Below are 12,537 nucleotides of genomic sequence, written 5' to 3' on the forward strand. Positions count from 1 at the left end.
CGAGAGATTTTTATGAAAATGTCTAGACCGGAAAAAGCGCATTAAAAAAGGGATCAGATTAATTCTGATCCCTTGATTATTCGCTGGGGTGAGTGAGGGGACTTGAACCCCCGGCCACTTGGGCCACAACCAAGTGCTCTACCAACTGAGCTACACCCACCGTGTCGAGAAACAGTGACTATCTAAACCCGGGAAAATGGTCAAGAAGTTTTTGAAAAAAAATGAAAAATAGTACATAAGAATCTTCATCAGACGGTAAAAATCAAAAATAAGGAAATATATAATGGATAAATTAGTAATTGAAGGTGGAGTAGCTTTAAAGGGGCCTATCCGTGTAAGTGGAGCTAAAAATGCTGCGTTGCCGATTCTGCTCGCATGTCTTTTGCCTGAAGGACAGGTTAATCTGACCAATGTCCCGCGCCTTAGAGATATTCATACCACCCTTAAACTTCTGGATATTCTGGGCTGTGAGACTTCCTTTGATGGAAATAACGTCACCAGCATTGTTAAAGACCTGAAAGTTGAGGCCCCTTATGACCTTGTTAAGACCATGAGAGCCTCTGTATTATGCCTTGGGCCTCTTTTGGCCTTGAAGGGTGAGGCGAAGGTGGCCCTGCCCGGTGGGTGCGCTATCGGGGCACGTCCTGTTGATTTGCATCTATCCGCATTTGAAAAGATGGGCGCGGAGTTTGATTTGGAATCGGGTTATATTCATGGGCGTTGTGCTAAACTTAAAGGCGCTCATATCAATTTTGATTTTCCAACCGTTGGCGGCACGGAAAATGTGCTCATGGCTGCGGCGCTTGCAGATGGTAATTCAATAATTGAAAATGCCGCCCGCGAACCGGAAGTTGAAGATCTTGCAAATTTCCTTATTGCCTGCGGAGCAAAAATCACAGGACATGGAACCAGTGTTATTCGAGTTGAAGGCGTTTCTTCGCTGAAAGGATGTGATTATAAAATCATGCCTGACCGCATTGAGGCCGGAACTTATATGGTTGCCGCCGCAATAACTGATGGGGAATTGCTTATTCAGGATTGCCCGTTCCATGATCTTGATGCTGTTGTTCAGAAATTGCGCGAAATGGGCGTGTTGGTTGAAGAGAAAAAAGATGGTGTGCTTGTTCGCAGGAATGGAGAGTTGGTTGGCGTTGATATCACCACGCAGCCTTTCCCCGGTTTCCCTACAGATATGCAGGCCCAGCTTATGACTCTTATGTGTCTTGCCAAGGGCGCGGGAACAATCGAAGAAAAAATCTTCGAAAATAGATTTATGCACGTTCAGGAATTGCTCAGAATGGGTGCTAATATTAAACTTAAAGGCCGCACTGCTATGGTCCGAGGCGTTCCCGGTCTGACAGGAGCACCTGTGATGGCTTCTGATCTGCGCGCCAGTGCCTCGCTTGTTGTTGCCGCACTAGCGGCATCCGGCAGAACTGATGTTCAGCGTATTTACCATCTGGACAGAGGGTACGAAAGACTTGAAGAAAAACTTTGCGGAGTCGGGGCGAAAGTCTGGCGCGAAAAAGAATAGTTCTTAAGAATCACTGATTATGAATAGAAGTGATAGTAAATCTTGTTTAGTAAGCAGGCCCGGAATTCCGGGCCTGCTTTTTTGGCAGAAGCTGGTGCCTGCTTTTGTTTTCGGGATTTTATCGATTAAATGGCTGTTACCGTGTTTTGTTGCTTTTTTTGTTTATGTCGTGATTCTTTTTTCGTTCAGACTTCAAAAAGGAACGATTGTACTTTTGGTGCTGATGTTCGCGCTGGGCAGTTTTTATGCTTCGGCAGTGCTTCCTGTTCCACCGGATGAAATGCCGGATTGGATGGCGCATAAAGAAAAAGTTCACGTTAATGCCGAAATCGCAGCCATAAAGGGTTTACCCGGTAAGCGGCTGAAAATTATTCTCAAAAATGTTCTGTGCACAACCTCACATAAAATTTCCGGCGAAAATCTTTCTGAAATGGTTAATGAAACAACCAAGCTTGCAGGATATCTGCTTTGGACATGGGAAAAGCCCGATGTTTTTCCAGTAAAGGGACAGAAAGTAAGTCTGTTGATAAAAGTGAAACCTGTTCACGGTTTTAAAAATGCCGGTGTCTGGGATTATGACTTCTACAACAGAACTAAAAATATTTTTTATCGTTTTTATACTCGCGGACCGCTCAAAAATGGCGAACTGAAACCTGTTGATCCCGGTTTTGGGGAGCGGCTGCGTGCAGATTTACGGCATCGAATTGTTAGTAATACGCCGTCAACTCAAGGCGGCGCAATTTTTCCTGCGCTTCTTACCGGAGACCGATTCTTTTTATCGAGAGATACAGTTGAACTTATCCGCAGGGCGGGAGTTTCGCATTTGCTAGCTTTGTCCGGTTTGCATGTCGGGTTTGTCGCATCAATCGGTTTTGCTTTCGCATGGTTGATAGGTTTATTCTTTCCACAAATTTATTTGAAAATTCCACGAATGAAGTTGGCAGTTATTCTGGCAACGCCGTTTGTGCTCTTTTATTTATGGCTGGGGCAATTTTCCCCGTCTCTTTTGCGAGCTGTGTGCATGTTTGGATTCTGGGGTTTGCTGCTGCTTATGAATCGGGGCAGGGTGCTGCTCGATGGTCTCTTTCTGGCGGTTGTGTTGATACTGGTTTTTTCACCGCTCAGTGCTTTTGATCTTGGATTTCAGCTTTCAGTGCTGGCTGTTGGTGGAATCTCTGTTTTTTACCCATATTTTCAATCTATACTTCCTGCCGGAATAACTTTCATTGGTAAAATTTCCCGTTTCATACTGGCTATTCTGGCGGTCAGCCTTTGCGCGAATATTACTATCCTTCCGATTACAATCTGGAATTTCGGGGTGCTGATTCCTAATTTAGTTTTTAATGTTTTGTGGATTCCGCTTTTAGGCTTTTTCCTTATGCCTGTTTGCGGAGTGGGCGGTCTTGTTCTGTCGTTTGTAAATACTGCTGTTTCTCAGAAGCTCTTTTTATTAGGTGCGACGTGTTTTGACGAAATGTTTTCTCTTGTGCGGACCGCCGTTTCTGCCGGATGGCTTCCCGAATACGCTTTCTATCGGCCTTTATGGCAAGATTTTATAATATATTATGTTCTGCTGTTGCTTTGTCTTTCACTTCAAAAAAGCAGAAAAGTAAAATTGACAGCATTTTGCATGATAGTTCTGCTGGTTGGTTCGCGTATCGGCGCAATGTATGAATCCGGTGAATTGCCGGGAATAGGTCCTGAATTTGTAAAAGTTGATTTGCTTGATACCGGACAGTCGCAAGGTCTTGTAATTACTGGACCAAAAGGAACAAGGACCGTTGTTGACGGCGGCGGGTCATTCGGAGATTCTTTTGATATTGGTAGAGCCATTGTAGGACCTTGGCTGGCGAGCGGTCATTTGCCGAAAGTTGATAATATTATTCTTACCCATGCTGACAGGGATCATTGCGGTGGCCTTGCTTATCTGCTGGAAAAATTTGACGTCGGTCATTATTATTCCGATGGAAATATGCCCGAAGGAGTCATCGGTGAAAGGTTTAAAAAAGCTTTTGCTGAAAAGGAAGTGGTACCTGAAAAAGTTGAGCGCGGTGATGTCATTGAATTGGAACCGGGGTTATTTTTGCAGATTCTTCATCCTGCTTCGGATTTTAAAGGAACAAAAAATAATCGTTCACTTTTTTTACGATTGGTTTGGAATGGCAAGGGGCTTATTTGCATCTCGGGTGATGTAGAGAAATCAGGAATCAAGACACTGCTTCGCAATAACGATGATCTTTTTGCCGATGTATTAGTTTTACCGCATCACGGCAGTGCAGGGGCTTATTCCTCTGAATTGTATGGCAGAGTAAATCCAAAAATTGCTGTTGCGGCATGTGGTTTTCTAAATAGATATAAGTTTGTTGCAGATAAAGTTGAGTGCGAATTGCGGACTAGAAAGATCAAAATTTACAAGACTTCTGAAAAGGGTATGATTTCAGCAAAATGGAATAAGTCCGGGGAAATTATTATTCGACCTTGAAATTTATGAATTTCTATGTTTTTGATTAAGAACATAACTTGATTTTGATGCTTAAAAGTGACAGAGTTTTGTGGTATGATATTCTGTTTTAATTTCAGTTAGCTTTAATGGAGGTGCGTCTGCATGCGAATGCTTATTGTTGACGATGATTTTTACTGCCGCAATATGTTGCATGAGATCATGAAGCCTTACGCTCAATGTGATATTGCAGTTAATGGCGAAGAGGCTGTATTTGCTTTCAAAAAAGCCCTTGAGGATGATAAAAGGTACGATTTAGTTTGCCTTGATCTCGTCATGCCGGAAATGGATGGGCAGCAGGCTCTTCGGGAAATAAGATCAATTGAGAAAGATTTTAAAGTTAATGGGGATGACGAAGTTAAAGTTATCGTGACAACGATGCTTGATGATCGCAAGGAAACCCACGATGCTTTCTTCCTCGGAGGAGCGACCTCTTATCTGGTTAAGCCTATTGAGGAAGCTAAGTTGTTAAAAGAAATGAAAAATTTAGGTTTTTCAGTGTAATTAAAGTTGGTCTTGGCAATTTGATTTACGAGTATATTGCTGAGAGATAAATTTTTTTAAGCTTTATTATTTACCTGAAAAGATTTGAAATCCGCAGCATTTGTTGCGGATTTTTTTTGCTTAATTTTTTATAGTGTATTATTTAAAGACGTTATAGATGTAGAACTGAATTGAAGTTCCTTAGGAAGTGGTCTATTGTGTCCTATTCAAATTAAGTTTTATCCGCCCTTTGTTGGCGTACTATATAAGGTTCTTAAATAATGTCTCAAATTTTAGGTGTTAAATTTAACGATTTCGGTCAGATATACTATTTTTCTTCCGGGCCTTTTGTTGTCCGCGAAGGACATTCAGTAATCGTAAAGACTGAACAGGGGATGGGGCTTGGCAAAGTCTTTGTTGTTCAACAGGATTTGCCGGAAGACATCACTGAAGATTCAGTCAAAACAATATATCGTCTCGCAGGTGAAGAAGATCTGGTTATCGACGGTGAAAATAAAGATTTATCTCGCAATGCACTCAGGTTCTGTAAGGGATGCATTGAGGGTCAAAAGCTTGAAATGAAACTTGTTGATGTTGAGGTTTTCTTTGATCGCAGCAAGATGATTTTCTATTTTACCGCTCCCGGAAGAATCGATTTTCGTGAGCTGGTTAAAGATCTGGTTAAAGAATACAGAACACGTATTGAACTTAGACAGATCGGTGTCCGGCATGAAACTCAGATGCTTGGCGCAATAGGTAATTGTGGGCAGATTTGTTGTTGTCGTCGGTTTATGCGTAAATTTATGCCCGTTACTATCCGCATGGCAAAAGAGCAGAATCTTTTTCTCAATCCGACAAAAATATCCGGTATATGCGGTCGTCTTTTGTGTTGTCTTTCTTTTGAACAGGAAAATTATGAGCAGTTTCACAAACGTTGTCCAAAAATTGGTAAACGTTACAATACTGCGCATGGAAATGTTAAGGTAACACGGACTAATTTCTTCAGGAATACTTTGACTATCCTGCCGGAAGTTGGGGATGAAATTGAAGTTTGTCTTGATGAGTGGCCGGATGTTTTGAAAGCTACATCTCCGGACCAGCTTGTAAAAAAAGAACTTCCGAAAGATGATTTAGATTTTGAAAGTAACGAGCCGCAAACTCAAATTAATTATAATGATCGAGACAGATCAAGTAAGCCGGCAGCTTCCGGGCGTGCAGATCGTCCCGAACGTCCTCGTGCCGCAAGGCCGGAGCGCCCTCGTCCAGCTAGGCCGGAACGTCCGCGTCCTGAAAAAAAGAAGCGTCCTTTTGTAAGCAGTGACAGTCCTGAACCTGTTGCAGAGCGGGATCGGGTTGTTTCAGAGCCGGTCAATAAGTCTGAGGCAGAAGCTCAAGATAAAAAAACTGTCTCTAGAAATCGCCGTCCTTCAAGGCGCAGGCGCAGAAAAAAACCTGCAGGTGGCGATTCATAAAAACTAAAGAAAACTAGATTTGATTATCTTCGGGTTGTCGGCTATATGGCGGGCAGTTCGTGAGAAGTTAATAACCTTGCGGCCGGTGAAAGTAATAATACTCATCCGGCTGCATGTTTTTGTATGTAGTGTCTTTTTCCAGCTTTGTTTTAATGCGGAATTTTTAACACGCTGAATTTAAGGCTGTTAATTGCGCTGTTTTTGTCACCGTAACAGGAGAGATCGATTTTGGATTCGTTTTTTATTACAACTCCCATTTACTACGTTAATGCCAAGCCTCATCTTGGTCATGCCTACACGACAATTCTTGCTGACTCCATGAAACGGTTTCACAAGCTAATGGGAGATGATACTTATTTTCTCACTGGAACGGATGAACACGGTGATAAAATAGTTCAAGCTGCGGAAAAAGGCGGACAAACTCCAAGTGAGTACGTTGACGAAATCAGTGCCCTGTTTAGAAATCTTTGGCCTGATTTGCAGGTTGAAAACGATGACTTTATCCGGACTACAGAAAAACGCCATATTAAGTGCGTTCAAGAAGTTTTGCAAAAAGTTTATGATAAAGGTGATATTTATTTCGGAGAATACGGCGGACATTATTGTTTCGGCTGTGAAAGATTTTATACCGAAAAAGAACTCGTTGATGGTAAATGTCCTCAGCATGAAACAAAGCCTGAATATATAGCTGAGAAAAACTATTTCTTCAAAATGTCTAAATATCAGGACTGGCTTATCGGGCATATTAATGCCAATCCAGATTTTATCCGTCCTGAAAGATACCGCAACGAAGTCATGAGCCTTCTTAAATCAGGTGCTCTTGAAGATTTATGTATTTCACGCCCCAAAAGTCGCCTCGAGTGGGGCATTGAACTCCCATTTGATAAAGATTTCGTTACATATGTATGGTTTGACGCTTTAATCAACTATATCACAGCACTTGATTATCCAAAGGGTGACAAGTTTAAAAAATTCTGGCCTTCTGCCAACCACCTTGTTGCTAAAGATATTCTCAAACCGCATGCTGTTTTCTGGCCTACAATGCTTAAAGCCGCTGAAATTGAGCCTTATCAGAATCTTAATGTGCATGGATATTGGCTGATTAAAGATACCAAGATGTCTAAATCGCTCGGAAATGTTGTTGAGCCGCTTGAAATGGCTCAAAAATACGGGGTTAATGCTTTCCGTTATTTTCTCATGCGTGAGATGGTTTTCGGTAATGATTCAAGTTTTTCTGAAGAAGCTCTCGTAGGCCGGCTTAATGCGGATCTGGCAAACGATCTTGGAAATCTTTTCAGCAGAACTTTAGCTATGACTCACAAGTACTTTGGTGGGTTGGTTCCGGCCGAAGGCGAAGAGGGTGAAGAAGACTGCAATATTAAAAATATTGGACGCACCAGCATGGCTGCTTTTCAGCAGAACTTTTTGGAAGCTAAGTTTTCAAGAGGTTTAGAATCGTTATGGGAGCTTGTGCGCGGGCTGAATAAATATATAGATACAACGCAGCCTTGGACTCTCTATAAAGAAGAAAATCTTTCTCGTCTTGGCACCGTAATGTATGTTCTTCTTGAGAATATGCGTAAAATTGCTGTCCACTTGTGGCCGGTAATGCCTGAAGCCAGTGAAAAAATGTTGGCCGAGCTTGGAATTACTTTCCGTCCTGAGAAAGTTAATCTTCAAGGAGAAGTTGATGTATGGGGTCTTCTTGAGCTTGGTACGGAAGTAGCCAGCAAGTCGAATCTTTTCCCAAGAGTTGAGTTTGAAAAAACTCCTCCTGTAGAAAAGAAAAAGAGTGAGAAGTCTGCCAAAAAAACTAAAGAAGTAAAAACTGCGATTGAGGGAATTATTGAATTTCCTGATTTCCAGAAAGTAGATATGCGAATTGGAACGGTTCTTTCCGTTGCCAAGCACCCTGATGCCGACAAATTGCTGATAGTGAAAATTGATACCGGAGATGAAAAGCCGCGTCAGGTTGTTGCCGGATTAGCCGAGTTTTTCTCTCCCGAAGATCTTGAAGGCAAGCAGGTTGTAGTCGTGGTTAACCTTAAACCTCGTAAACTTAGAGGTGAGGTATCACAAGGAATGATTTTAGCTGTCCGCAACGGGGACGGGATGGAGCTGCTGACTGTTACAGCCGGTGTTGCTAACGGGTCTAAGGTTTCCTAATTAAATTATGTTGCAAAATAAAAAGGCAGATCATTTTTGATCTGCCTTTTTTATGGTCTATCGATTTCTAGCTGTAATGTGGCGGTGGAACATCTTCTATATTGCCTGATGCTGAGGCTATATCTTTTAGATCTTTCATTTGTCCGGCAAGGATATCAATTTTTTTTTCGAGTTCTGAAATTTGATTCTGCTGTGCAATAATGAAGACGTTCATGTCTTCAATTATCCTGTCCTGCATTGCAAGACTGGTTTCCAAGGTTTCAATTCGGTCTTCAAGTTTGTTTGGGGTATTCATGGGTTCAAAGTGCCAGAACAAAGAGTATAAGGCAATTGTCTAATGATTAATAAATTATATTATACTGAAATAATAGATTAAAATATATGTAGATGGATGATTTAATAGCTGAAAAGGGGCTGGTGAGCGGGGGAGTTAAGCTTTTTTATTGTCAGGAATGTCGTAAGGAACTGATGCCCCGTCTATAACAATGTTAACGATTCTTCCTTCGGTTTTTTCGATATAGTTTTTGTAACTGTTGAGTGAGTTCATGGTGGAAACTGTATCTTGAGTATTCGACCAGACTCCTTGAAATTTTTGCAGTTGATCATGAAGTTTTTTCATTTCACGAAGATCTGCGGAAAAGCGAGAGGAGTCATTCGCTAAAATTTCTACGGCTCGCCATTTTGTGTTAGAGTCCATAGTTCTCTCGCTTAATCACAGCATCCGCATATCGGGATAGCTAAAATCTTGTTAGCCATTTCTTTTCCCAGCGCGTATTCAGAGGAGCGAATTCTTATGGTCATTCTTCCACAATTTCTAAGCACATTTATAATGGTACCTGGAATAATACCCATGGAAAGCAGTCTGCTACAGAAGCATCTGCCTCCTTGTAAACTGATAACCCTTACTGACACACCTTCCTTATAACAGGATAGTGGTCTTGGCTTTGTTGTGTCTGGTAGTACGTTCATTGCAATTGATATTTAAATTCATTTAGACTGTTTGTCAATGTCCTAATTCGTTTGGAACTGAAAAAGACGGGAATTCGAGACTTGCTCATCTGCGAGTAATGTTTTATGGCTTTCTGTCACTTAAAAGTCCTAAAGATAATATCTCAAACCAATATTTGGGTGGAGTTTATGCCTAAACGCACTGATATCAAGAAAATTATGCTTATCGGCTCCGGGCCGATTGTAATTGGCCAGGCCTGTGAATTCGATTATTCCGGAACTCAGGCTCTTAAAGCTCTTAAAGAAGAAGGTTACGAAGTAATACTCGTAAACTCTAATCCTGCCACAATAATGACCGACCCTCATCTGGCCGATCGTACATATATAGAACCGATTGAGCCTGGAACTGTTGCTAAAATTATTGAAAAAGAAAGACCTGACGCTCTACTGCCTACTCTTGGCGGACAGACTGCTCTGAATACTGCGCTTGCAGTGGCTGAGATGGGTGTTCTTGAAAAGTACGGCGTTGAACTTATCGGTGCATCTGTTGATGTCATTGAGAAGGCTGAAAGTAGAGAGCTTTTCCGTGCAGCAATGGAAAAGATTAATCTCAAAGTTCCTTTCAGCGGTATTGCCCGTAATATTGATGACGTGCGCTATTGGGGTAAAAAGATAAATTTCCCGATTATTATCCGTCCTGCATTTACTTTAGGTGGTACCGGCGGCGGTGTTGCTTATAATATGGAAGATCTCGAAGATATCGCCATGCAGGGAATTTCCGCAAGTTTACAAAGTGAAGTTATGCTCGAAGAATCCATTTTAGGATGGAAAGAATACGAGCTGGAAGTAATGCGTGACAAAAAAGATAACTGCGTAATTATTTGCTCCATTGAAAATATTGATCCCATGGGAGTCCATACTGGTGACTCCATAACTGTTGCCCCGGCTCAGACTCTTACTGATGTGGAATATCAGCTTTTGAGGGATGCTTCTCTCGCCATTATGCGTGAAATCGGTGTTGAAACCGGTGGATCAAATGTTCAGTTTGCAATTAATCCTGCAAATGGCGAACTTGCAATAATCGAGATGAATCCACGGGTTTCCAGATCTTCAGCTCTTGCTTCCAAAGCAACTGGATTCCCTATTGCCAAAATTGCGGCTAAGCTCGCTGTCGGTTATACTCTCGATGAAATTCCTAATGACATCACCCGCGAGACAATGGCTTCTTTCGAACCTACCATTGACTATTGCGTAATAAAAATTCCTCGTTTCACCTTTGAAAAATTCCCGGGAGCCGAAGATTACCTCACCACAGCTATGAAGAGTGTTGGTGAAACCATGGCAATCGGACGTACTTTCAAAGAAGCTTTGCAGAAAGGTCTTAGATCTTTAGAAGTCGGCATGCCCGGTTTCGGTAAGAATTTCGAAAAACCTGAGATAGACCGTGAAGAGTTGATTCGACTTATGCGTAAGCCTAACTCAAAACGTATTTTTGCACTTCGCGATGCCTTCCTCTGCGGTTTCACTGTAGAAGAGATATTCGATATCTGTAAAATAGATCCTTGGTATTTAAATCAGTTTGAAGAGCTTGTTCGTTTTGAAGAGCAACTTAAGGCTTTCACTCTTGAAATCGGTATGTATTCTGAAAATGCAGAAATTCCGGCAATGCTAAAAAAAGCTAAAGAGTTAGGTTATTCCGATCCGCAGCTGGCCACTCTCTGGAAAAAAACTGAAGAAGAAGTCAGAATATTCCGAAAAAATCTCGAAATCAAACCTACATATTATCTGGTTGATACTTGCGCCGCAGAATTTGAAGCCTATACTCCTTACTTCTACTCTACTTATGAGTCAGGGCAGGAAGCGGAGCCTATGGAAGGCCGTAAGGTAATGATTCTGGGAGGCGGTCCTAACAGAATCGGACAGGGAATTGAATTTGACTATTGTTGTTGTCATTCCGCTTTTGCTCTTGAAGAGATGGGCGTTAAGTCAATTATGGTCAACTCCAACCCCGAAACGGTATCAACTGATTATGATACTTCAGATCGACTTTATTTTGAGCCGCTTACTTATGAAGATGTTCTTAATATTATTGAGTTTGAAAAACCTGATGGAATTATCGTTCAGTTCGGTGGTCAGACTCCGCTCAATCTGGCCATTCCTCTACTGAAAGCAGGGGTTAAAATCCTTGGAACTTCACCGGACAGTATTGACCGTGCTGAAGACAGAGAGAGATTCCAAGCTCTTCTTCATAAGCTTGATCTGAAGCAGCCTGCAAACGGAACAGCCCGTTCACTTGAAGATGCTCAGAAAATAGCTACTGAATTGACGTATCCTTTAGTGCTTCGTCCTTCCTATGTTCTGGGCGGACGGGGAATGGATATTGTTTACAGTGATGATGAATTTGAATCATATTTCCGCGAAGCATCGGTTGTTTCTCCTGAACATCCTATTTTGATAGATAAGTTCCTTGAGAATGCTGTCGAAGTAGATGTTGATGCTCTTTCTGATGGCGAGCAGACTTATGTAGCAGGCGTTATGGAACATATTGAGGAAGCAGGAATTCATTCCGGTGACTCCGCATGTGTACTTCCGCCTCATACGCTGAGCCCTGAAATAGTAAAAGAAATTGAACGGCAGACGATTGCTCTCGCGGCAGAGCTTGAAATTGTCGGATTAATGAATATTCAGTTCGCGGTTAAAGACAATGTTGTTTATATCATTGAAGTTAATCCCAGAGCATCAAGAACAGTTCCTTTTGTTAGTAAAGCAACAGGAATTCAGCTTGCAAAGTTTGCAACCAGAGTAATGCTCGGCGAAAAACTTTCTGATTTAGATCCTTGGTCTCTCCGTAAAGAAGGTTTTTACTCCGTTAAAGAAGCGGTCTTTCCTTTTAACAAATTCCCGAATGTTGATGTAAAGCTTGGACCTGAAATGCGTTCTACCGGTGAAGTTATGGGTATGGATGTTCTGCCCGGACTTGCTTTCATGAAAGCTCAACTCGGAGCCGGACTTAAACTTCCGCTTGAGGGAACTGTTTTTATCTCTGTTAAAGACCGTGATAAAGAGGGGATTGTTTCTACGGCTCAGATTTTTAAAGAACTCGGATTTAAGATCCTTTCTACCGGAGGCACAGCGACCTTCCTTAATGAAAAGGGAATTGAAACTGAAAGAATTCTTAAGGTGAATGAAGGGCGACCTCATGTTGTTGATTACATAAAAAATAACGACATTGATCTTTTAATAAATACGCCATCCGACAAAAAAACGGTTTCTGATTCGAAAGAAATCAGGCAGACCGCTTTGTTGTACGGGTTAGCATATACAACGACAGTAGCTGGCGCGCATGCCATGGCTTTAGCCATAAAAGAGCATCGCGGCACTGGGCTGGATGTACGGTGTTTACAGCATTACCATAACATGGAAAAATAAACTGG

9 protein-coding genes and 1 tRNA gene are annotated in these 12,537 nt (G+C 41.9%); 6 read left to right on the forward strand and 4 right to left on the reverse strand.

All coding sequences use genetic code 11. The annotated features are described in order from the left end of the window. Positions 1-84: 84 nt before the first annotated feature. Positions 85-160, reverse strand: a tRNA-His gene (locus JEY82_RS02410). A 123-nt stretch (positions 161-283) separates the two neighbouring features. Here JEY82_RS02410 and murA point away from each other — a divergent pair. From murA to metG, 5 genes are all read left to right on the forward strand, one after another. Then, the gene (gene murA, locus JEY82_RS02415) at positions 284-1,534 is read left to right on the forward strand and encodes a UDP-N-acetylglucosamine 1-carboxyvinyltransferase (RefSeq protein ID WP_304082233.1); all 1,251 of its coding nucleotides are present in this window, start codon (positions 284-286) and stop codon (positions 1,532-1,534) included. Positions 1,535-1,553: 19 nt separating this feature from the next. Next, entirely contained in the window at positions 1,554-4,016 is a 2,463-nt protein-coding gene (locus tag JEY82_RS02420; RefSeq protein WP_304082235.1) for a DNA internalization-related competence protein ComEC/Rec2, read from the forward strand. 123 nt (positions 4,017-4,139) lie between these two features. Beyond that, the gene (locus tag JEY82_RS02425; RefSeq protein ID WP_304082237.1) at positions 4,140-4,538 is read left to right on the forward strand and encodes a response regulator; all 399 of its coding nucleotides are present in this window, start codon (positions 4,140-4,142) and stop codon (positions 4,536-4,538) included. Between the two features lie 260 nt (positions 4,539-4,798). Continuing rightward, a complete protein-coding gene (locus JEY82_RS02430; protein ID WP_304082239.1) occupies positions 4,799-5,989 on the forward strand; it encodes a regulatory iron-sulfur-containing complex subunit RicT in 1,191 nt (396 codons plus the stop codon). Positions 5,990-6,217: 228 nt separating this feature from the next. Further along, positions 6,218-8,155 carry a methionine--tRNA ligase gene (gene metG / locus JEY82_RS02435; RefSeq protein ID WP_304082241.1) on the forward strand — a complete coding sequence of 646 codons (1,938 nt, stop codon included), beginning with the start codon at positions 6,218-6,220 and terminating at the stop codon, positions 8,153-8,155. A gap of 67 nt (positions 8,156-8,222) precedes the next feature. Here the strand turns inward: metG and JEY82_RS02440 are convergent, their stop codons facing one another. The 3 genes from JEY82_RS02440 to JEY82_RS02450 form a co-directional block, all read right to left on the reverse strand. Beyond that, complete coding sequence (locus JEY82_RS02440; protein ID WP_304082242.1) at positions 8,223-8,450, reverse strand: SlyX family protein; 228 nt, start codon at positions 8,448-8,450, stop codon at positions 8,223-8,225. Between the two features lie 135 nt (positions 8,451-8,585). Further along, positions 8,586-8,852 (reverse strand): hypothetical protein, encoded by a 267-nt coding sequence (locus JEY82_RS02445; protein WP_304082244.1) that lies wholly within the window; start codon positions 8,850-8,852, stop codon positions 8,586-8,588. 11 nt (positions 8,853-8,863) lie between these two features. After that, complete coding sequence (locus JEY82_RS02450) at positions 8,864-9,124, reverse strand: FeoA domain-containing protein (RefSeq protein WP_304082246.1); 261 nt, start codon at positions 9,122-9,124, stop codon at positions 8,864-8,866. Between the two features lie 168 nt (positions 9,125-9,292). On the opposite strand from JEY82_RS02450, the gene carB reads away from it, so the two are divergent. Then, entirely contained in the window at positions 9,293-12,532 is a 3,240-nt protein-coding gene (gene carB / locus JEY82_RS02455) for a carbamoyl-phosphate synthase large subunit (protein WP_304082247.1), read from the forward strand. Positions 12,533-12,537 lie beyond the last annotated feature (5 nt).

This window comes from Maridesulfovibrio ferrireducens (assembly GCF_016342405.1).
Classification (GTDB): Bacteria; Desulfobacterota; Desulfovibrionia; order Desulfovibrionales; family Desulfovibrionaceae; genus Maridesulfovibrio; species Maridesulfovibrio ferrireducens_A.

What these genes read in the sequence shown, in the direction of transcription:
- murA (WP_304082233.1), top strand. Translation starts at nt 284, where the DNA reads ATGGATAAATTAGTAATTGAAGGTGGAGTAGCTTTAAAGGGGCCTATC.
- JEY82_RS02420 (WP_304082235.1), top strand. Translation starts at nt 1,554, where the DNA reads ATGAATAGAAGTGATAGTAAATCTTGTTTAGTAAGCAGGCCCGGAATT.
- JEY82_RS02425 (WP_304082237.1), top strand. Translation starts at nt 4,140, where the DNA reads ATGCGAATGCTTATTGTTGACGATGATTTTTACTGCCGCAATATGTTG.
- JEY82_RS02430 (WP_304082239.1), top strand. Translation starts at nt 4,799, where the DNA reads ATGTCTCAAATTTTAGGTGTTAAATTTAACGATTTCGGTCAGATATAC.
- JEY82_RS02440 (WP_304082242.1), bottom strand. Translation starts at nt 8,450, where the DNA reads ATGAATACCCCAAACAAACTTGAAGACCGAATTGAAACCTTGGAAACC.
- JEY82_RS02445 (WP_304082244.1), bottom strand. Translation starts at nt 8,852, where the DNA reads ATGGACTCTAACACAAAATGGCGAGCCGTAGAAATTTTAGCGAATGAC.
- JEY82_RS02450 (WP_304082246.1), bottom strand. Translation starts at nt 9,124, where the DNA reads ATGAACGTACTACCAGACACAACAAAGCCAAGACCACTATCCTGTTAT.
- carB (WP_304082247.1), top strand. Translation starts at nt 9,293, where the DNA reads ATGCCTAAACGCACTGATATCAAGAAAATTATGCTTATCGGCTCCGGG.